Source organism: Citrobacter sp. XT1-2-2, assembly GCF_023516235.1.
Lineage (GTDB): Bacteria > Pseudomonadota > Gammaproteobacteria > Enterobacterales > Enterobacteriaceae > Citrobacter > Citrobacter werkmanii.
In genome coordinates this window covers 3838131-3860225 of the sequence record NZ_CP097324.1, presented here as the reverse complement: position 1 = coordinate 3860225, position 22095 = coordinate 3838131, and the positions used below count along the sequence as shown (strand labels likewise).

The window sequence follows — 22095 nt, the reverse complement described above, 5'->3', positions numbered from 1 at the left end:
AGCTGCTTTAATTAATGTACAGCTTGCATTAGGCAATAAAAAAACCGGCACGGGAGCCGGTAAGTGAATCAATGTTGTAAGATAATTATTATTATAATAACTGAATTACAATTGAGCTAACTCTATAGGAACGGGTTTTCCTATATGGTATCCCTGTAACCAACCAATACCCATCGTGATTAGCATCTTTTCAATTTCCTCATTTTCAACAAACTCCGCGACGACTTCCATTTTTTTCAGTTTCGCCACTTCGCAGAATGATCTGACCGCGCATCGACTAAACTCATCGGTCAGAATATTACGGATGAATGAGCCATCAATCTTCAGAATGTCAGCGTCTAACGTTCGTAAACGAGAATAACTGGATGCTCCGGTTCCAAAATCATCAATAGCAATTTTCGAACCGGCTTTACGTAATGCTCTCAGAACATCAGTGACATTGGCGTTATCAATGATATCTGATTCAATGACTTCAAAAATGATACGTTCCGGTGCGATGGCGTATTTTCTAAACAAGGTGAAAACATTATCAAGAAAATCAATTTTATTAAGCGAATCTGGGGTCAGGTTAATAGAAAAATGGCTGTTGGGTTCAGATTTCTGTCGTGACTGTATAAAACGAAATGTCTGTTCAATCACGGTGATATCCAGCGCAGGGAGTAGTCCTGCCTCGCGTGCAACCGGTAGGATGGTATCTGGAAAGATTAATTTACCATCAACCATTTTTATCCGAATAAGTATCTCGTGATAACGTGTCAGTCCAGTGGTTGACACGATCGGTTGAACAACCAACATTGTTGATACGATAGGTTGGGCCATAAGTTCAAACGATTGTCTGTCGATAGCTTTTTGCAACATATGACGAATCACAGCCTGACTGACAATTCTATCACCCGGCATTTGTGGGTTGAGTAATAACGGTTGCCCCTGCATCAACGAGATGTAACTTTGGGTATTAAGCTGCTTAATAGCTAGCGATAAATTTTTAATCAGGTTTTTCTCGGTGGTATACGCCATACCGCAAGATAACCCCAATTGGTAGTCTTTCCAGTTAAAACGGAAAGAGTTTAGTTTTTTATACAGTTCAGAAATGTCAGGTATGGCATTAAGGCGAAGAATTATCCCGTGACCTGGGGCATAATAGATATTATCGTCACCGCTTATTAATTTACGCACATAGGTGCTTAACCCTTTTACAAACTCAAAACGGAACTCGATACCATGCGTTTGCTCTAGCGTGTTCAGTTCAGTACAACGGATGTAACACAGACACTCAGTTGAGTATTTACGAATATCCATTTGCAGGGCCTGAAAGTTAGGCAGTCCAGTATTAGGCTCTGATCTAAAAAGTTGTTTGAGGCGTCGGAGGTATTTTCGGTTACGAATGGCAAGTACACCGGCAACGACAATCGTCAGCGAAAAGACAAACACGACCGTAGAAGAAATCACCAGACTATGTAAATAGTTTTTATCGTCAGCGGGTGGGATATAACTATTTATGTTATATCCTAGCAAGATGAGCATCGCTACCCAAACAGGGGATATGAAAGCATGACCAATACAGATCACTCCCCATAGCATGAGCGGAAGAAGCCACAGTAATGAGTAGTCAGTAAATATGAGTATATCCTGTCTGCTGACAATCAAAGCAGACATAATGCAGACTAACAGGACCAGCCATAATACTTGACATAAAATAGGTGGGCCGGATTTTATCAATGTCTTCACATGCCTGATGTGTAAAATACACCATACTGGATTTTGAACGCTTCTGAGCAACAGGTAACAAAAAGGGATCCCTGTCAGGCAAGAGTTCATCAACCACTGCAAGTTAATTAATGTTTGCAGTGTAAAAAGATGAGTCATTGGTTCAGAAATAACTCGCGACTGGAACCAGTGCTCAATCGAGATAAAGAGTAAGGAATTGCAGCACACCAGCCAAACAATACGTAGGGTTGTAAGCTGGCTGCGGCCAAAGCTTACGGCACTTCGTTTACCTGTCGAGAACACATAGAATGTCTGGCTAATGAGTGCGGCCAGTACCTGAGCTGATAACGTTAGCAGCGAATCTAATGAGTAAGAGTAGAGCGCATACAAGAAAAAGGCACCTAAAATGGGGAATGCCTTTTGCCTGTATAAAACCAGTAATGCGGAAATGAGAGGTAAAGTGAGATCGTAAAAATGCAGGGTTGCACCCGCAATATCTTCCTGCTTACTGAGATGACCAGCGACAAACTGTAAAGCAAAAAATGCGATGCCTACACAAAAATAGTCTTTAAATGTATTAACGAAATTTATATTTTCCGTTTTTTTTAACGATATCATCATGCGCAATTCTCAGTGAGTTATCACCGCTCTCAATGTAAGCAAGCTACTTAAAACCTGTTAGCCCGGGTGCTGAAAGTGTGTATTTTTGGATGTTCTTGCTAATCGAAATCTATTTGAATAGATGTTACGTAAATTTTTAAGCGTAATCCTTGATAATTTTCTGGTGCGACACAACGCAAGAGAGAAGAATTTTTCTGACTGCGCTGGTAATAAAAATGCCGTCAATAGCATTTATTTCATACAGAATATACGATCGATAAAAACGATCAATATAAATATTTTGATAGATTTAAACGATAGGTTTGGCAGATCGTAAATACGATAAAAGATCGATGAAAGCTATTGAAGTGTTATTAATTAATGTTATTTATTTCATTATTGTTAATTTTGTTGCTTTGTTTTTTAAGTTACTCTGTGGTCATACCTTTCTAAGGAAATCTTTTTTTGTGGCCAGGAACGCGAGTATCCCCACTCTCCTGCAAAAATGCCATCGCGAATGATTAACAGGGCAACTGCTGCATCGCGCAGTGAATTCCAACGCCGCCAGCCGATTGACCGACCGGCCCGCACAGGCACGTGGCGAGTAGCATACCCAATCCTTGCTTGACGAACGAACATCTTGTCATCATGGGAATAATCTTTGCGTATTTTCACCTGACTGCAGGCGAATAAAATAATAATAGATAATAACGCGAGTGCGCATAATTTTATTAAATAATAAAATTATGGATGGTGCTGGCTGATATTAAAACTTCTCAGCTATATATAATTTATATTTATTAACTCTATTTTACCATGCAGGTTTACGTTGAGGCCGCCATCTGGCGGGCCTTGGCGCAGATTGTGATCTGACCGAATGTTCTGCTGTATTTATCAATGTCGCCTATCGCGTGGACTATAGTAAAGATGGCCGCTATTTCTCATCATTAATAACCGTGAGTGGGGGACGTGAATGAAGAAAATACTGATGTTAGTTGGCGATTATGTCGAAGATTATGAAACGATGGTTCCTTTCCAGGCGTTGCAAATGCTGGGCCATCGTGTTGATGCAGTCTGTCCGGATAAGCGTCAGGGGGATTACGTTCAAACGGCGATTCATGATTTTGAGGGGGCGCAAACCTACAGCGAAAAACCGGGACACCGTTTTACGTTGAATGCGAATTTTGCCGAAGCACGGGCCGTTGATTACGACGCGTTGGTGATCCCCGGCGGGCGCGCTCCGGAATATCTCCGTCTGAACCCGGAGGTCATTCAACTGGTGCAGGATTTCAACTCAGCGGGTAAACCTATCGCCGCCGTCTGCCATGGCCCTCAGCTATTGGCGGCAGCAGGGATATTAGAAAACCGTACCTGTAGCGCCTATCCGGCCTGCGCGCCTGAAGTGCGTTTGAGCGGCGGACATTATGCGGATATCGGCATTGATCAAGCCTACGTCGACGGTAATCTGGTGACTGCGCCAGCCTGGCCCGCGCATCCGCAGTGGCTGGCTAAATTTGTTGAAGTATTAATGCAGCCAGCGGCAAAGTGATGAGCAAGTCGGTATAACCTCCCGGCTATACCGACCACACATCTTACCTCTTCATGAGTGCGAACACGCCCCAGCCAATGTATTCCCGGGTGAAGGTGACGTGGCGTCCCGGTGAACTTCTCAGTTGCTCCCTGACTTCAGTTGCAAACTCATCGTCCTGATTAGCTTCCAGCCAGCGGCGCATCGTCAACCATTTTGCCGCCTCGTACCTGTCCCAACCTTCCTGGTCAGCCAGAACCATTTCAACCACGTCATAGCCGAGCGGGTCAAAAGAAGCAATGAGTTCCGCCAGGGAAAGAAAATCGGCGACAGCGGTCGCGCCGCAGGACTGGGCGATTTCCTCTGTTGCGGGTATCTGGCGCCAGTACGGCTCACCGATAAGTATGATTCCGCCAGGCTTAAGACTCTGCTCCAGTTGTCTGACCGTTCCGGCGACGCCGCCTGCAATCCAGGTTGCGCCCACGCAGGCGGCAATATCGCATTTTTCTTCAGCGATATAGCCCGTTGCATCGGCGTGGACAAAACTCACCTGCTGACTGACGCCCAGTTCTGCTGCGCGCAGCGTTGCCTGCTTGCTAAACAGCTGGCTCATATCGATACCGATGCCGAAAATGCCATGATCGCGCGCCCAGGTGCACAACATCTCGCCCGAGCCGCTGCCGAGATCCAGAATGCGGGTTCCCGGTTCCATGCGCAGCACCTGGCCTAACGTGGCGTATTTCTGCGCGGTGAACGGATTATGGATGCGATGAGCGCTTTCGCTGATAGTAAAAATTTTTGGGATATCCATCTCTCTCTCCTTAGCGATTATCCAGTTGGGCGCGAACGTTGTTCAGCCCGGTAGTATTGATGCGATAGGGCTGACCATTGACAGATTTGATCAGCTTTTTGGTTCTGAGTTTTTTGAACACGGCGAGGGTGCAGTCGCAGAGCAGTAGTCCTTCGCGGCTGTAGCATTCGACGGAGGTGACGCGGCCTGAGGCGTCGCGGACGTGAACGATACGACCACCTTTGGCGAGAACGTGTAAGGTACGTTGTTCCTGACGGGATAAATTCATACTGGAAAACCTGTTTAATCATCATGTGCAAAACGTGCAAACACACTGCGGTGTCCGCATTCGATTTCGGCGCATTGATAACCAGTCCGTCCTGAAAAGGTCGGCAAGCTGATTATCTGATGATTACATTCTCCAGCATCAAAGCCTCGGGTTGAGTTGAAAGGTATTTACCTGATGAATCATACCAGCCAGAATCTCCAGAGAAAACTCCTTGTACATAAAATGTGATCTATAACGAGTTATAGCGTTTAGTGACTTTATTAACTGCAAATTTTCGTTATGTCAGGTGTCTATTAAAATATTAAATTAATTTGATATTCTGTCTGCGCATAAGGTGTTATCTGTGGTAACGTGGCACTGTGAGCGCATTTGGGGCCACGCAATTGATTAGGATGGATTAATCTTTTTGTCGCTTTATTTGCTGTTTTGATAAGGCGTTTTTTATTATTTTAATGGTTTTCGACCGAATTTGTGATTAATTGATTTTAAGAATTTTCTTAATGCGATGAATTGTGTATACTCGGTTCCGCAAGAAGCTCTTCCGTTATCACTAAAACTATAAATCTGTCCTTAACACCCGTATTACCTCTGCCCTGAATCTCTTCTCAGGGCAGAGGTTTTTTTTGCCGGTGCAGGATTTTATTAATCACCAATATATACAAATATTATGGTGGGTAATGTTTAAAATTAACGGTTAGGGAAGTATTATCCATCGATAATAAGGTAATGTCGAATAGTATCATAATGAATCTATTTACCAGGGGACTATATAGCATTTCTTATAATTCACGGTTTTTCAGTATGATAGAAATTTTTGCTATTGATATAATTGTGAGTTTGCTCACGGATTTTAGTGCGCTAAGTGGCTATTTCTAGAGAAGTGCAAACGGTTGCATGTTGCTGACACCGTATTCGTTCATTAAAAAAATATAGCAATGCTATCTCTTGGGCCGGTATAGAGAAGTGGAGTTTAAATGATTTCTATTATCTCTTGGGCTTACGAGTGCCGTTTATGATTTCTGTTAGCTAAACACCATGGGAAATAGCAGTGAACATAGACAGGGAGTATGGTTTTACCCATCAGTAAGGCGTTTTTGTCACCGACGTAATGACTCATCTCATTATATTCATATATATACCCGTCATACTTCGAGCTGCATGTGCGTTGGCTTTCCTCGCTCGCCCAGTCACGTACTTATGCATGCTCCTGGGAATTCGCTGCGTCGCCGCCTTCCTGCAACTCGAATTATTTAGGGTATAAATCAACGTCGTAATGCTCATAAAATCAGCGTTCCGGGATGAACGCTGATTTTATCTGGTTCCCTGTTTAATATCACTCGCGCTGTACGCGAGCCCCTCTCACAGTATTTCGTCAATAAAATATTAAAGGACCTCCTGGAATGGATATTGTTGAACGTTTTATCAACTACACCAAAATTAATACCACGACTTCAAGAGAAAATGGCGCAAATGGGATAATGCCTTCTTCTGCTGGTCAAATGGTACTGGCAAAACTGCTTGCAGCAGAACTTGAAGCATTAGGAATGGAAAACATTGAGGTCAGGGATACCGCCATCGTAACGGCTACACTGCCCGGGAACACCGATGACACGGTTCCTGTCGTTTCATTCTTTGGACATCTGGATACCAGTGCGGAACAGACTGCGGACACAAATGCGCAACGTCTTCACTATAGCGGTGGGGATTTGTGCCTGAACAAAGAACTGAATATTTTTCTGCGCGAAAGCGAGTTCCCGGAACTGAAAAATTATATCGGTGATGATCTATTGGTCACTGACGGAACCTGCCTGTTAGGGGCTGATGATAAAGCAGCCATCGCTGCAATTATGAACGCATTACAGTATCTGGTGGCACATCCGGAAATCAAACATGGACCGGTGAAGGTGGGTTTTGTGCCTGATGAAGAGCAAGGATTGCGTGGCGCAAAAGCTTTTGATGTTGCCAGCTTCGGCGCTGATTTTGGTTACACCCTGGATTGTTGCGGTATCGGCGAGTTTGTTTATGAGAACTGGAATGCAGGCGATGCGGAAATCATCTTTACCGGCCAGTCTGCGCACCCCATGTCAGCCAAAGGTAAGCTGAAGAACTCGCTGCTGATGGCGCATAAGTTTATTGCGATGCTGCCTGGCGGAGAAGCGCCTGAATATACGGAAGGGCGCGAAGGTTATTACTGGGTTAAGCAGTTGCAGGGTAACAGCGCCCGCACGGTGCTTAAGCTGGATATCCGCGACTTCACTGAAGAAGGCTATAAGGCGCGTATGGCATTTATCCGTCAGCTTGCCGTCAGTACCTGCGCACTATGGGGCGAAAATAGCGTGGTCTGTCATTTAGCCGATCGCTATGCGAACGTGTTCAATAGTTTGCAGGGTGATGCTCACTACCCGATTGATATTGCATTACGCGCCTATCAGAAATGTGGGATTACCCCGGCACCTGTCGCCATGCGCGGCGGATATGATGGTGCGGTTTTATCGCAGAAAGGATTGCCTTGCCCGAATATTTTTACCGGCGCCCATAATTTTCACTCTATTTATGAATATCTGCCGGTGCGTTCACTGCGGGCCGCCAGCGATGTCGTGGTTGCGGTCATTGAGGAAACCTTTGCTGAGTTCACGCAGCGGAGAGCTCAGTCATGATTCAGGTGTTAATTGCCCTGCTGGTTATCGTGGTGGTCGCTCGTCTGATTCTGAAAGGTTATCGTGCGGAACCCGTGCTATTTATTGCGGGTTTGGTGCTGATGATTTGCACCGCCCTCACCGGGTGGGGTTCCGTACTACCGAAAGGCGTTGCTGGCACGGGGATTTCCTTTCTCGATCCGTTCGAGGTTATGCGCGATCTCTTCAGCACGCGAGCCGCCGATCTTGGCCTGATGATCATGGCGCTGATGGGATTTGCGCACTACATGGATCATATCGGCGCCAATGAGGCGGTGGTGCGTGTCGTCACAAAACCCCTGCGTGCGCTGCGTTCGCCCTATATTCTGCTTTTTTTCTCGTACCTGCTCGCCAGTCTCCTGCAGTTAGCTATTCCTTCAGCCACTGGACTCGCCGTACTGCTGATGGGAACAATGTTCCCCATTATGCTGGGATTAGGGCTTTCCGCTGCCTCTGCTGCCGGGGTAATTGCCACCTCGCTGGGCGTGGCGTATACCCCAACGGCAATCGATGCTATCAGGGGATCGAAAGCGGTCAATATGGATGTGGTGGAATACGTGGTCTACCACCAGGGACCGGCTGCTCTGGCTACCGTTTTGGTCGTGGGAGTCTGCCATTTTTTCTGGCAGCGCTATTGCGACCGCAAAGCGGGGACCTTACCACGGGAAATCGGTAGCGCTGAAGTGACTGACTCAGGAACTGCGCCCGCATTTTATGCGCTGCTTCCCATGCTTCCAATACTGATGGCGGTGGGATCCTCTGAAATGTTCGTCAGTGGTATTAACCTGAATATCATTACCATTGTGCTTATTTCAATGGCTATTTGTATGTTGATTGAATGGCTGCGGGTGCGAGATTTAAAGGCGGTGTGCGAAGGATTTAGCCATTTTCTGAAAGGAATGGGTACTGCCTTTACCGGTGTGGTAGGCCTGCTGGTTGCGGCGGGGGTTTTTGCTCATGGTATTAAAGTCATTGGTGCGATTGATCAATTAATCCTGATGGCCGAACACGTGGGATTGCCGCCATTTGCCATGGCGGTGGTGTTTGCGCTGGTGACGCTTGCGGCGGCTATCATTATGGGATCGGGTAATGCGCCATTTCTTGCGTTCGTTGAGCTTATCCCGCAAATCGCTGCCAGTATGGGGGCGAACGCCGTGGCCATGATTCTGCCGATGCAGCAGGCATCGCATATGGGACGGGCCATTTCACCGGTATCTGGCGTGGTGATCGCCGTTTCCAGCGGGGCAAAAATAACTCCATTCGATGTGGTTAAACGCACCGCCGTACCGTTGATTGTCGGCTTTGTTACGCATACGCTAATCATCGGTATTTTCTACTAACAATTGCAGGCCCAGACAAACCTCCGGTTTATTGAATCTGGAGGTTTTCTGGTTTGATACATTGTTGTATTGATTACGCGGGATAATTATTAGTTTTCATCTTTATCGAGCGATTCTTATTATTTGTGGTCAATCTTGTTAACTATAAATGATTAATAAAAATAATGTGTTTCATGGCTCTTTTTTTACATTGAGATAAATTAATCTGGATCATATTATGCTGGTTTTAGTTGTAGTAGGTTTTTAAATTGAGTAGTAACAAATTAAATACAATAATGATTTTTCTGGGTAGGTTTTAAGTGGTAAAAAATTTAGGAAAAGTGAGTAAATCGAGGCATCATTATCAGGATGAGCTGGAAGCATTCACCTGGAGCGCGTTAGTGGCAATTGGTATCGCATTACAGGATCACAAGATCCACTCTAAAATGTCAGAGCATATTTTTATTATGCATTGGTTGGCCATCGCAAAAAAAAGAAAACTCTTTTCACGAAGTGTGGCCAATGAGCTTCAATGGTTAATTGATGAAGGTAAGAAAAAAAGCATCAATGCACAACTAAAATTTAAAATAGAATACTTGTACGCCACCTCAAGTGGTGATGTGACAATGCAAAATGATTATTTTAAATTCACCCACACGATTGAAATGTTGAGAAATAATGGATGGCAGAACTTTCTACTCACACCAGAGAAGTGGCGTGACCTGCATGATAAGATTAAAGTGAGAAAGGGTAACTTTATTTTTATGGATGATACCAGACTCCAGGAGTGCTTTGGTGCTCAGGGCGAGATAGTCAAACCTTTCTGTATCCGGGTGTATGGCGATGTTGAGTTCGCAAAATTAACCTTCATCAAACACCACCTGCCGGTAGAGTTTGTGAAAGATATTTCCAATGAATTTCATCACTTCCAGTTTCTTACTGATAAGTAATGATTAAAACAACTTATGAACAGAGAATTGTTAAAGCAAAAGTTAGAGATCGCGACCGAATGGATTAGGCTGTCTGATACCGCTGACAATTTATCTATATCTTTTCGGGGCATTCTCGAGATTGGCGAAAGTTCTTCTGCGCCAGATAACAGCACGCCGCTACTCCGGTTAGAAAATGAAATGGCGACAATTGCAGTTGATTCAATGTCATGGGTAAGGGTGCCGGCAGATCGTCAGGAAAAAGTGACCGTCTATATTCTCTGACGTTTGGCTGGTGCTTTGTTCGCTTGATGCCGGTCAGATACGGCTATCTGGCCCATACTCAGTGGCGCATTGTATTTAATATAACTACTTTCTCATCCATAAATAATATTAATGTTGGTTTTTTTATAGTGTAATTGTTCCCGGTAATAAAACGGCGATTTGCCGCCATGTGTACCACGGTGTACGTAATTTATTATACTAAGTTGAGCGGGGATACTTTCTCATAATTAACCATTTTATAGGTTAAGATATTACGTGGCGTGTCGATAACAATTTAGTCATAGATGATTGGCTAATTGTTATGGAGATGTTCAAATGTTAAAGAATATGAGGATTAAAACCAGTCTGTTATTATTGCTTTTGGTATTTACCTTTATGCAGTTCCTTTCTAATGGGTTTGAGTTGGTCGATCTCAAAGGAAATCAAAAAAGTACCCTTCTACTGCATAATATAGTAAAGGAACAGGATTCGCTGCATAACGTCGTTGGGGCTGTTTATAAAGTAAGAAGCGTTCTTGATAATATCCAACTGCAAGATATGGCTGCTACCCAACAGACATTGCGACAGGTGCAGGATGAGATAGCTTATGCCAGAAAGCAGTTCGCTATTTTTTGGGATATACCAGGACTGACGGCGGATGATCCCCAGATTGGTAAAATCGTCAGAACTGCTTTTGAGCAACAAATGAATGCTGAGCAAAAGTATGTTGATAAATTAAATGAGGCTATTTCTGACGGTAGTATTGTTGGTACACAAACAAATGCCAACACAGAGGTGCTGGCTTTGCGAAAAAATTTTGATAAGGAGATTGAGAGCTACTACAAATCAACCATGTTGGTCGGTAAAAATATCGTTGAGCAGACACACGTTCAGTTTAATGCCTCAATACTTAAAATATCCTTGCTGCTGGCCGTTACGGTTCTTATCTTTATTCTCTGCAATATCTGGATAAACCGAACAATCATTCGGCCATTAAATATCGTGTCTGAGCATTTTTCACGGATTGGTAAAGGCGATCTGAGTCATCCCGTTAAGGTGCCGGGTAACAATGAAATTGGCTTACTGTGTTTAAATTTACAACATATGCAAAACGGCCTGCGGGAGACCGTCAGTACGATTCGCGATGGCGTTGAGTCTATTAATATCGGTATGCAGGAAATTGCTTCGGGTAATTCAGACTTATCAACCCGGACGGAGCAACAGGCTGCGGCAGTGGTTGAAACGGCGGCCAGTATGGAACAGATTTCCGTAACAACCAAAAATAACACCGATAAATCACATCAGGCGTCTGCCATGACGAGTGAAAGCACGGAAATGGCATTGCGTGGCGAGCGCTTAATGAGCGACATGGTTGAGAAAATTCACCTGATCAGCCGCAACGCGCAAAGCGTGAATGAAATATCTCATGTCATTGATAGTATTGCTTTCCAGACTAATATTCTCGCCTTAAACGCCGCGGTAGAAGCGGCACGCGCTGGCGAATCCGGGCGTGGATTTGCCGTTGTGGCGAGTGAAGTCAGAACCCTTGCCCAACGTAGCGCCTCCTCAGCGAAAGAAATTAGCGAACTGGTGGCCAAGGCGGCAATCAGCGTCAAGGAAGGGGTGGAGATAGCTGAAAGCAGTGGGGCCATGATGGCGGACATTGCTAAGGCAATACGCAATATCAATATACTCATGGAAGATATATCCGGCGCATCGGGGGAACAGAGTAGCGGCATCGAGCAGATCCGCGTTGCTGTCACGCAAATGGAGCAAGTCACTCAGCAAAATGCGTCTCTGGTTGAGGAAATCGCCGCCACGACAGGCAGTGTGGAAGAGCAGTCGGCAATGCTATCCCAGGCCGTGGCTGTGTTTCAGGTTGATGAAAAGCTGCAGCAGGATACCCAGGACAAGCAGTAGAACATGCGCATCTCATCAGCTGTAAATTCAGTCTGATGAGATGGCTGGTTGTCGGGAGACAGTGCTTTAATCATATTGATAATAATTCTCATTATTATTGTTGTGTCGCGCAGGGAATGGTAATGTTGCTCCTGACCAAAAACTGTTAATCCCATTTTCTGTGCAGAAGACAGCATGAACAACACCACCACTCTGAATGCGTCCAGACGCGTAGCGCGTACTTTTTCCGTCAGCGAGTTTATGGATTTTGGTGAGCGTTATGGGATCGACTATTGCTTTCCCCTGCTGGCGCAAAAGCCGGATTTGCCGTCCGCTAGCCCTGTGCTGCAAGGTGAAATTGAGGAGATGACGCTCCCCTGCGGGATGTGCGTGACGCACTCTGATGTACAGGTGTTGCAACCCTATGAAACCACCTCCCGCCACAGCAGTCCCTTGTATATGCTGGTGGTACTGGAAGGCTGCGTGATCCTCTCGTTTAACGGCCAGGAACACGTGGTGCGTTCCGGCATGGCGTTTAGCTCACGCCTGAGCGAGCACCAGACGATGCGCGCCCGCCATCATGCCGACTGCAAACTGCGAACTTTATCGCTCGGTCTCTATCCCGACGGCGCGTGGCGCACGGGGCTACTCGAATCGTTGATGCGTGAGTGGGAAAGATGCCAGACGCCGACGCTTATCTGGCAGGTGCCGGGATTTTTACTCAGCGGCCTGGAGTATGCGCAGCAGAGCGCGCTGAGCAATGTTTCTCGCCAGTTGATGCTGGAAGGGCTGATACTGCAACTGTTCGGCCATGGCCTCAGTGTATGCCAGGTCGAGAGCGGCAAACGCCTCGCCGCCAGCGGGGAACAGCAGCGGCTGGAAGTCGTTCGTCGCCTGTTGGAACAGAATCCTGAGAATGATCACACGCTCAATGAACTGGCGCAACGCGCGGCAATGAGTCCCAGTAGTCTGCGTAGCAAGTTTCGCGCAGCCTATGGCTGTTCGGTCTTTGATTACCTGCGCGATTGCCGCCTGGAACGCGCGCGCGGTTATTTACTGGAAGGATACAGCGTACAGCAGGCAGCCTGGATGTCGGGATACCAGCACGCCACCAACTTCTCTACTGCCTTTCGTCGTCGTTACGGTTTTTCGCCAGGCGATATGCTCAAGCTTTGCTAATCCATTTTTGCGTTTTGCGCACGTTGCTGGCAGACAATTTGGCACTGCGCATAGGTAATCTGGCATCCGGCATAGCTATCTCCGTCAGCAAAAAGGTAATAATTCTCACTTACAATTAGAAATGCCTTTGGAGATACTCATGTTCGCGAAGACTCGGTTGGCGCTGTTGGTAGGATGGGTGACCGGCAGCGTGGCTTTTCCTCTGCTGGCGCAGGAAACAACAAAAAACGATACGGTCGTTGTCACCTCGCAAATGCAGAGCGGGGCCACGAAGCTTGCCACGCCGGATATTGAAACCCCGCAATCGGTATCCATCATTACCCGCGAACAGTTTGAAGAGCAGGGCGCAACCAGCGTGCGTCAGGCCGTTAGCTATACGCCGGGGGTATACAGCAATCAGATTGGCGCCTCCGACCGCTTTGACTACATTGTGCTGCGCGGCTTCTCCGATGGCAGCCTGGACAACGTCTATCTCGATGGTCTAAAGATGATGGGCGACACCAACTCACACAGCTCGCTGGTGGTCGATCCGTGGTTCCTTGAAGATATCGAAGTGGTGCGCGGCCCGGCTTCCGTGCTGTATGGCCGTTCCTCTCCGGGCGGTATTGTGGCGCTGACGTCGCGTAAACCGTCGTTTGACTCGGGTGGGGAAGTGAAGCTGTTTGCGGGCAACAATAACCAGCGCGGCGCGGCGTTTGACGTCACCGGAGCGCTGGATGATAACGATCGTGTGGCGGCGCGCCTGAGCGGGATGACGCGTTACGCGGACTCGCAGTTTGGCCCATTAAAAGAAGAGCGTTACGCGCTGATGCCCAGCCTGACCTGGCGCATCACCGACCAGACGCGTCTGGATCTGATGGCCTATCTGCATCGCGACCCGGAAGGCGGTAGCCACTCCGGTCTGCCTTATGACGGCACCGTGGTTCCGCATTACGGGCAAAAGATCTCTAACACCTTTTACGAAGGTGAGGATGATTACGACAAATACGATCGCCGTGAAAACATGGTGGGCTACAATATTGAGCACATGTTTGATAGCGGCTGGTCGGTGCGGCAAAAGCTGCGCTATCTGCATACCGACGTTGAACTGAACCAGGTGTATGCGGCGGGCTGGTTGAACGAAACCGAGCTTAATCGCGGCTATTCCGGCTCTGATGAAAAAATGTCGGCGATTACGCTGGATAATCAGCTCGACGGCAGCTTTGATACCTGGCAGGTCAACCATCGCCTGCTGGTGGGCATTGATTATCAGGATCGCAGCAACAATACCACCGGCTACTACGGCGCATTCCCGCCGATCGACGCTTTTAACCCGGTGTATGGCGCGAAGCCGGATTATATCGACATGTATGCGCGTGAGAAGCACAAGCTGCGCCAGACGGGCTACTATTTGCAGGATCAGATGTCATGGGATCGCTGGCGTATTACGCTCGGTGGTCGCTACGATCAGGTCAGCGTTTCTAACATTGATAAGATCAACGATACCCGCAGCGATCTGGATAAAAACAACTTTAGTACCCGCGCCGCATTGCTCTATTTGTTCGATAACGGCTTTGCGCCTTACGTGAGTTATTCCACCGCCTTTACGCCAACCAGCTTTGCCGATGAGAACGGCAATCTGCTGGAGCCGATGAAAGGCAAGCAGTGGGAAGCGGGGCTGAAATATGAGCCGGAAGGGCTTAACAGTCAGTTCAGCGCGTCGGTGTTCCGCATTAATCAAACCAATATCGCCACCAAAGAAGAGCCGACCGATCCGTATCGCTCGATTGGGGAAATTGAATCTGAAGGGGTGGAGCTGGAAGCGATTAGTCAACTGACGGACAGCTTCCGCCTGCAGGCGGCATATACCTACACCGACATCCGCTACAAGAAAAGCAGTCCGGAGGAGCAGGGCAAGCGTGCCGTGTATGCACCACGGAACCAGGCCAGCACCTGGCTGAGCTACGATGTGAAAAGCGGCCCGCTGGATGGTCTGACGCTCGGCTCGGGCGTGCGTTATGTCAACGGGATCACCAGCGATCGTCTGAATACGCATACCCTGCCATCTTATACGTTGGTGGATATGGCGATTGGCTACGATTTAACGAATATCGGTATTAAAGGACTGAGCGCCCAGTTGAACGTCAACAACCTGACCGATAAACGCTACGTTGCGGCCTGTAACTCGCTCTCATACTGCTACTTCGGCGCTGAGCGCAGCATTGTCGGCAGCGTATCCTGGAAATTCTGATGCTTTAGCCGGATGGCGGCGCTGGCACCTTATCCGGCCTACTGTAGTGTGTAAATTGTAGGCCTGATAAGCGCAGCGCATCAGGCCTAGTGGGTTGCGGCTATTGCGTAAAACCGTTTTGCATACAAATCTGCGCGCTGGTTCTCAGAGTAAAGGCGATTTTGTCTGGGTACTGGCTGTAATAGTTATGCTCTTCTTCCAGCCCTTTCGCCTGCGCCAGACGTACCGTTTCCAGTGAGCAGGTACGGTAGATCAGATCTTTATTCATATTGATCTGCTTCTCGCGCTGTTTGTCCGCAGACAGCGCCAGCCAGCTCTCTGACAGCGAGTAATCGTAGACTACCCGATTCCCTTTCGCCTGCACGTTCTCGATGGTAATGAATTCGTCGATTTTCAGTCTCGGCTGCCCACGCATTTTTTTCTTATCTTCTGCGGCGGCATATTGGGCCAGGGTATTAATATCCATACTGGCTATCTTCTGTTTATAAGTCTCGACATAGGCGGCGGGTTGCTGATAATGCTGAGCGTAAGCATTTCTTAATTCCCCGTCGCTCATCGTACAACCCGCCAGAAACAGAGGTAATAGCAGTGCCAGTTTTATTTTAGTCATAATGCTGTCCCGTTTATTATTGGATGTAGTCGCCCATAACATAATAGAAAATGAATGATCACAGGAGATAGTTAAGGTTGTATAAACCGGTGCGCGAAGGCACAAGTTCAATAGTCTTAAAATGGCGGAACAGGCGGGAAACCCTGCCAGAATTGGCAGGGTTATTAAAAATTAATGGCCGATCATTTTAGCCTTCGGGATCAGCTGGAAATACATGTGATCGGGCACCGGCGTATCCCAGACATTGGCATAAACCGCATAGCCAATGGTGGCAAAAAGGATACCCAGCACCAGGATAGTCATGACAACGCCTGACAATGCCGTTTGCCGCCATAACGATTTGCCGTTTCCTTGTTCCCCCGCAGGGGGGTGCAGTGAAAAGCTCAGCGTAGAGGCCACCGGGCAGGATTCAACGCAGGTCATACAGCCGGTACATTCCACGGTACGCACCTGAATCAGTCGATCGACCGGGATAGTAGACGGGCAGTTTTTCGCACATTTCCCGCAGTCAATGCAACTGTCTGGATTACGCCGGATTTTAAACGGCGAGAGCAGTGAAAACAGGCCAAGCAGTGCGCCATAAGGGCACAGATAACGGCACCAGGCATTGCGAATAAACACGCTCAGGACGCTGATAATTATCAGGAAAATAAGCGTGGCGGAGCCGATATGACGAAAGAAATCGAGCATCTTCACGTCAATGATCATGCCATAGGCCGACATCAGAAAGTACTGGATTCCCTGGGCGGGCATCGACAGAGCGATATACAGAAAGAATCCCAACAGCAGATACTTCAGACTGAGCAGTGGAATATCCAGCCAGCGCGGCAGCGTGAAATTGCGACCCAATACTTTTTTTCCCAGAGTACCAAGCAGTTCGGAAAGCGTACCAACCGGGCATAGCCACGAACAGAAGGCTTTTTTTAACAACAAGCTAATCAGGATAAACGCAACTAACAGCAGCATGGAGGCGGCATGGATGGGCGGGAGAAAACCGGTCTCCAGCGTGTAGCGAATATTCATCAAACCCGCGATCGGCAGCCACCCCTCAATACCGCCGGGTCTTGGAATATAGACGCTGGTACCGGCAGTTTCAAAATAGCGGACCCAATAATAAAACGTCACGCCAATATAGATATTGCTGGCCAGCAGGAGAAACTGGGTGGCTTTTCGCCAGGTACTGGCGTTACGCCAGTCATTCCACGGCAATTTGCCTCCGGTCGTGCCTGGGCGGCGCTGCCAGCGCGTGCTCTTTTTCCCGTTCATGGTTTTACACTATCCCTCATATTTCCCCTCCCACATTCAGAAGGCGTCATCATCGGGATATGCTAGCGCTATTCAGATTTGGTGTATTTGATTTGCATCTTATTAAGCGGCTGTTATTTTTATAGCGCCAATAGGCCTGAATAAAAATAACAGCCCGATACTTATCGCAGGTCAGATAAATACCCTTAACGGGGTATTTATTTCTCCGTGGGAAAATAGGTTATTCCTGAAATATCTCTACGCGGTCGCGGCCATTACTTTTCGCCAGGTACAGTGCCCGATCGGCTTTATCAACCAACTGCTTGTAGTCAGGATGGTAGTCATATTCGGCGATGCCAATACTGACGGTGACAGAAAATACTTCTGTCGCTGAGGCCGCCATGCGCATCTCGGCAATTTTCATACGCAGCGTTTCGAGGATAATACTGGCCTGAGACTGATCTGACTCGACAAGCAGTATCATAAATTCTTCACCACCGTAGCGGAACACGTAATCGCTGCTGCGAATATGATCATAAATAACCGCCGCGACGTTTTTGAGCGTCATATCACCGGTGTTATGCCCATAGTTGTCGTTAATTTGCTTAAAGTAGTCGATATCCAGCATCGCCAGGGTAAAGGGCTTCCGGGTATGTAACGCCAGCGAGATCTCACGGCGCATAATGGTCGGGATAAAGCGTCGGTTAAGCAATTGAGTCAATGAGTCTTTACCATTTTCCTGCTTGACCAGCGCGTCGAACATTGAGGCGAGCAGGAAATGGATTTTTGCCGAGAGCTGGCGTACATCCTGCAACAAGCTCATCCGTTCAGGCTCTGTCGCCTGATGCTGATGCGACAGCGTGGTTGTCAGGCGGTTGTCGATTTCCGCAATCAGCGACTCCATTTCTTTCAGCAGATTGCTGTTGCCCAGAATGTATTTTCCCTTATGCGCGAACCACATACCAAAATCAGAATTCGCCAAAAGGACCAGCTCACCGAAAGGCATTCCGGTGGCGATGTTATAGATAAACTGATTTTCCCAGTCGGTAAATGAACGTATTTGTCGCTCGCGTTCGACGTTAACGTCATCGTAAATGGTCTGCAGGCGATACTGTTCCTGGGTATGCAGTGAGTTTTGATAGCTGGGGGAATAGGAGACGGTCATGGCCTCCAGGGCGGTATCCATTGCCAGACTGCTGAAACAGATGGCATCGCTCAGCAGGGCGGGCGGGTAGTCCGCTTTCTTTTTCAGGACCCGATACAATTCATCTTTCAGCTTGCGCGCGCCGCGATTAACCAGATCGATAGGCAGCCCGATGCGGGCATGCACTACGCCAATTTTGCGCTGTTTTGCCAGCAGTTGTGAGAGATCTTCGTTCGCGCTACCAAGTACGCTGCGTAGCCAGTCAAACATACTGCCGCTAAGGCGGGTGCTGACCTGTTCTGTATTGAGGAACAATGCGCTCTCCGCATGGGAGAGCATATAGTCATAAAAAACGCTCACTAAATGGCGGATCTCTTCGTCGCTTAATGATGTCAGGATCGTGTGAACTTCAGGGGATGTTTGACGTAACAACGCCTGCCATTCTGTAAGGAGTAATGTGTCGTTTACCGGAGCAACCTGTTCCATCTCACTGCCACTCAAAATGCGATTTAAAATTCAGGCGGTATTACGGACAATTACGTCACGATGGTCAAGTTAAACTCGCTTAACGATGGCTGATACCTTCATAAATAAGCCTGAGCGCGAAAACGCCGATAATGGCGCCTATCACCCGGCTGGCAACCCGCTGGATTCGACCATACGCACGGCGTACGGCGGGCAAAGAAAACGCCTGGCTGAGAAAAATACGCCAGATAACGGAAGACAACACAATACCTGCCCAGGCCATGAGCCTCGCCCACGTAGGCGTTTCTGCGCTGAGGGTGACGGAGAAGATACTAATAAAAAACAGAACGGTTTGCGGATTAGATAAATCCGTTAATAACCCGCGGCGGAAAAATACATACCAGGGGGCGGAAATCGGCTGCTGTAATGTTGGCATTTGCGGTGTAGCCTGATGACGAACACTATTCCAGGCAAACCATAGCAAGTAGGCGCCGCCGACAATTTTAATCAGTGAAAATATCTCTTCGCATTGGGTAATCAGCGTCGCCATGCCAAAGAGCCCGAGGCCGGAGTAGAACGCATCGCCTAAGGCCACGCCCAGACCGGTCATCACCCCTGCGCGTCGTCCTGACGCCAGGCTGGTTTGCACCACCACGAACAGGTTCGCGCCGGGATTAAAAAAGGTTAAAACAAACAGGCTGATGGTAAGTACGACGGCGTGTAAAGGTTCCATAAACAACGATTCCATTAGTAAGAGCGGGCCTGGGGCATGCTTAGACTGCTAACACTATAATTTTAGCGCGCTCGTCATTCTGCGTATTTACTCACACTGTATTGTGAAATGCGCCTAAATTTGCCAATAGCGTCTACGCCTGGTTTCTGTAACCCAACTGCGCCGGATAATGCCGCGGCGTGGGATCTTCTGTTATACGCGATACGCAAAATATCTTTATATTTCCGCCAGCTCTGGATCTTTTTTGCGGCCTGAACTACTTATTAATCATCCTTGACTCGCATGGCGAATGTTCAGGGGGCGATGATGGCATATATAACAAAACCTGGAGCTTTTATATGAAAACTGGAATTAAAGTACTTATTGGTGCGTTAGCTTTTGTTGTGTCCAACGCGTATGCCGCGGAATTTATGACGAAGGTTGAGTTTGAAAAGGTTGAGTCGCAATATACCAAAATCGGTGATATTTCAACAAGTAATGAAGTATCAGCCGCTGATGCGAAAGAAGACCTTCTGAAGAAAGCCGAAGAGAAAGGCGCAGATGTGGTGGTATTAACCTCCGGCCAAACGGACAATAAAATCCACGGTACAGCCAATATTTACAAGAAAAAATAATGCGCGGTACTGAAAGATAACATACCCGCCAGTCATTGCACTGGCGGGTTTTCTTTTAGCCTGCGCCAGAACGTAGTTCTGCTGATACCGAGGTATCGTGCAGCCGCGGTTTTATCGCCATTGAATTGCGCCAGCACCTGCTGCGGCGTCAGTGATGAAGTGACCTGCGGTGGGGCAGCAACAGTGGCCAGTTCAGGTAACAACTGCTGTAGAAATTGTACGTTCAGCTCCGGCTGCGGTTCGACGCTTAAAAACAGCGCCAGACGCTCCATCATATTGCGTAACTCGCGGATATTTCCGGGCCAGCCATAATTGAGCAGCGTAGGCTGGCTCAGGGCTAATCCCTTACGCACGGGTTCAGAAAACGGTACATCCAGTTCTGCCAGCGACTGTTTTAAAAAGCCTTCCGCCAGCGGCAGAATATCGGGCAGCCGCTCGCGTAGCGGCGGCAGTTTAAGGCGCAGAATGCTCAGGCGGTAAAACAGATCGGTACGAAATTCTCCCTGTTTCATCTCTTGTTCCAGGTTGCAGTGCGTGGCGCTGATCACCCGCACATCGACCGGAATCGGCTGATGTCCACCGACCCGGGTGACCTCTTTTTCTTCCAGTACGCGCAATAACCGGGTTTGTAACGGTAGCGGCATTTCGCCTATCTCATCAAGAAACAGCGTCCCGCCGTGGGCAATTTCAAACAGGCCCGCGCGTCCTCCCCGGCGGGAGCCGGTAAACGCGCCATCCTCATAGCCGAACAGCTCCGCTTCCAGCAATGATTCGGTGATGGCGCCGCAGTTGACGGCAACAAACGGCGGCGAAGGTTTTCCGCGCCGATTCTCCTGACGCGTAAAATACTCACGATGAATAGCCTGCGCCGCCAGCTCTTTACCTGTGCCGGTTTCACCCTGAATCAGCACCGGCGCACGCGAACGGGCGTAGAGCATAATGGTGTGCCGCACCTGTTCCATTTGCGCAGAGTGACCGCGCATATCTCCCAGCGCATAGCGGGTGCGCAGCATATCGCCAGAGGCGTATTGCCCGTTTCTGCGCAGCGTCAGACGGGTCATATCCAGCGCGTCGACAAAAGCCTGACGCACGGTGGCCGCCGAATAGATAAAAATGCCGGTCATGCCCGCTTCTTCCGCCAGGTCGGTAATCAACCCCGCGCCGACCACCGCCTGGGTACCGTTGGCCTTCAGCTCGTTGATTTGTCCACGGGCATCTTCTTCGGTGATATAGCTGCGCTGTTCGAGCTGCAAATTGAAGGTCTTTTGAAAGGCGATTAGCGCGGGGATGGTTTCCTGATAGGTAATGACGCCAATCGACGAGGTCAGTTTTCCCGCTTTCGCCAGCGCCTGGAGTACGTCAAACCCGCTGGGTTTAATCAGGATTACTGGGATCGATAAACGGCTTTTCAGATACGCGCCGTTGGAGCCTGCCGCAATGATGGCATCGCAACGCTCAGTGGCCAGCTTCTTACGGATATAGGCCACCGCTTTTTCGAAACCCAGCTGAATAGGGGTGATGGTCGCCAGGTGGTCGAACTCCAGACTGATGTCGCGAAACAGTTCGAACAGGCGCGTGACCGAAACCGTCCAGATAACTGGTTTGTCGTCGTTCACCCGCGGCGGAAGATGCGTATCAGCCATAAGTAACCCAAAAAGTAAGGAACCGAGTATAAGGGTTTAGTTGTGTTTCATAAATGTTGCAATGAAACGTTCAAGTCAGTTTCATGAAACGATAGCTGACACGCTTTTGTACATAAAAAATGCAGGTGCTAAATGTAATTCATTGTTTTAAAGATGAAAAATGGAATTTGCACAAAAGTTACGGTCTTTGGCATATCCCTTGCTTTAGGTAAATCAACGAATGGTAACAAGT

At 48.1% G+C, this 22095-nt stretch carries 17 protein-coding genes; 9 read left to right on the top strand and 8 right to left on the bottom strand.

Annotated elements, in window-relative coordinates; genetic code table 11:
* Positions 1-105: 105 nt before the first annotated feature.
* Complete coding sequence (locus M4I31_RS18375; protein WP_085047686.1) at positions 106-2328, bottom strand: EAL domain-containing protein; 2223 nt, start codon at positions 2326-2328, stop codon at positions 106-108.
* Positions 2329-3280: 952 nt separating this feature from the next.
* On the opposite strand from M4I31_RS18375, the gene M4I31_RS18370 reads away from it, so the two are divergent.
* Positions 3281-3856 (top strand): DJ-1/PfpI family protein, encoded by a 576-nt coding sequence (locus M4I31_RS18370; RefSeq protein ID WP_085047685.1) that lies wholly within the window; start codon positions 3281-3283, stop codon positions 3854-3856.
* 43 nt (positions 3857-3899) lie between these two features.
* Here M4I31_RS18370 and M4I31_RS18365 read toward each other — a convergent pair whose 3' ends face one another.
* Together M4I31_RS18365 and M4I31_RS18360 are read right to left on the bottom strand one after the other, a co-directional pair.
* Positions 3900-4646: a cyclopropane-fatty-acyl-phospholipid synthase family protein gene (locus M4I31_RS18365; protein ID WP_069323894.1), complete on the bottom strand. Its 747-nt coding sequence runs from the start codon at positions 4644-4646 to the stop codon at positions 3900-3902.
* 10 nt (positions 4647-4656) lie between these two features.
* Positions 4657-4914 (bottom strand): YjhX family toxin, encoded by a 258-nt coding sequence (locus tag M4I31_RS18360; RefSeq protein WP_042310296.1) that lies wholly within the window; start codon positions 4912-4914, stop codon positions 4657-4659.
* 1400 nt (positions 4915-6314) lie between these two features.
* Here M4I31_RS18360 and pepT point away from each other — a divergent pair.
* The 7 genes from pepT to foxA all read left to right on the top strand — a co-directional run bounded on the left by pepT (position 6315) and on the right by foxA (position 15409).
* Positions 6315-7571 carry a peptidase T gene (gene pepT / locus M4I31_RS18355; RefSeq protein WP_085047684.1) on the top strand — a complete coding sequence of 419 codons (1257 nt, stop codon included), beginning with the start codon at positions 6315-6317 and terminating at the stop codon, positions 7569-7571.
* Positions 7568-8929, top strand: a complete 1362-nt coding sequence (gene dcuC, locus M4I31_RS18350; RefSeq protein WP_038637951.1) for a C4-dicarboxylate transporter DcuC — start codon at positions 7568-7570, stop codon at positions 8927-8929. The genes pepT and dcuC overlap by 4 nt, the downstream gene beginning before the upstream one ends.
* 299 nt (positions 8930-9228) lie before the next feature.
* Positions 9229-9858 carry a DUF2913 family protein gene (locus M4I31_RS18345; RefSeq protein ID WP_069323895.1) on the top strand — a complete coding sequence of 210 codons (630 nt, stop codon included), beginning with the start codon at positions 9229-9231 and terminating at the stop codon, positions 9856-9858.
* Positions 9859-9873: 15 nt separating this feature from the next.
* On the top strand, positions 9874-10122 hold the full coding sequence (locus M4I31_RS18340) for a hypothetical protein (protein ID WP_038637956.1): 249 nt from the start codon (positions 9874-9876) through the stop codon (positions 10120-10122).
* A 315-nt stretch (positions 10123-10437) separates the two neighbouring features.
* Entirely contained in the window at positions 10438-12021 is a 1584-nt protein-coding gene (locus tag M4I31_RS18335; RefSeq protein WP_161668043.1) for a methyl-accepting chemotaxis protein, read from the top strand.
* A gap of 174 nt (positions 12022-12195) precedes the next feature.
* Positions 12196-13179, top strand: coding sequence for an AraC family transcriptional regulator (locus M4I31_RS18330; RefSeq protein ID WP_085047682.1), 984 nt, complete (start codon positions 12196-12198; stop codon positions 13177-13179).
* Between the two features lie 121 nt (positions 13180-13300).
* Entirely contained in the window at positions 13301-15409 is a 2109-nt protein-coding gene (foxA, locus tag M4I31_RS18325) for a ferrioxamine B receptor FoxA (RefSeq protein WP_139815547.1), read from the top strand.
* 100 nt (positions 15410-15509) lie between these two features.
* On the opposite strand, the gene M4I31_RS18320 is transcribed toward foxA, so the two are convergent.
* The 4 genes from M4I31_RS18320 to M4I31_RS18305 form a co-directional block, all read right to left on the bottom strand.
* On the bottom strand, positions 15510-16019 hold the full coding sequence (locus M4I31_RS18320; protein ID WP_085047680.1) for a hypothetical protein: 510 nt from the start codon (positions 16017-16019) through the stop codon (positions 15510-15512).
* 171 nt (positions 16020-16190) lie between these two features.
* A complete protein-coding gene (locus M4I31_RS18315; protein WP_085047679.1) occupies positions 16191-17285 on the bottom strand; it encodes a 4Fe-4S binding protein in 1095 nt (364 codons plus the stop codon).
* 220 nt (positions 17286-17505) lie between these two features.
* Entirely contained in the window at positions 17506-18894 is a 1389-nt protein-coding gene (locus tag M4I31_RS18310; protein ID WP_085047678.1) for a diguanylate cyclase, read from the bottom strand.
* 79 nt (positions 18895-18973) lie between these two features.
* A complete protein-coding gene (locus M4I31_RS18305) occupies positions 18974-19606 on the bottom strand; it encodes a LysE family transporter (protein WP_038637976.1) in 633 nt (210 codons plus the stop codon).
* 338 nt (positions 19607-19944) lie between these two features.
* Between M4I31_RS18305 and yahO the strand changes: the two genes are divergently transcribed.
* A complete protein-coding gene (gene yahO, locus M4I31_RS18300) occupies positions 19945-20220 on the top strand; it encodes a DUF1471 family periplasmic protein YahO (RefSeq protein ID WP_006685820.1) in 276 nt (91 codons plus the stop codon).
* A 32-nt stretch (positions 20221-20252) separates the two neighbouring features.
* Here the strand turns inward: yahO and prpR are convergent, their stop codons facing one another.
* Positions 20253-21863 carry a propionate catabolism operon regulatory protein PrpR gene (gene prpR / locus M4I31_RS18295; RefSeq protein ID WP_085047676.1) on the bottom strand — a complete coding sequence of 537 codons (1611 nt, stop codon included), beginning with the start codon at positions 21861-21863 and terminating at the stop codon, positions 20253-20255.
* Between the last annotated feature and the right edge of the window lie 232 nt (positions 21864-22095).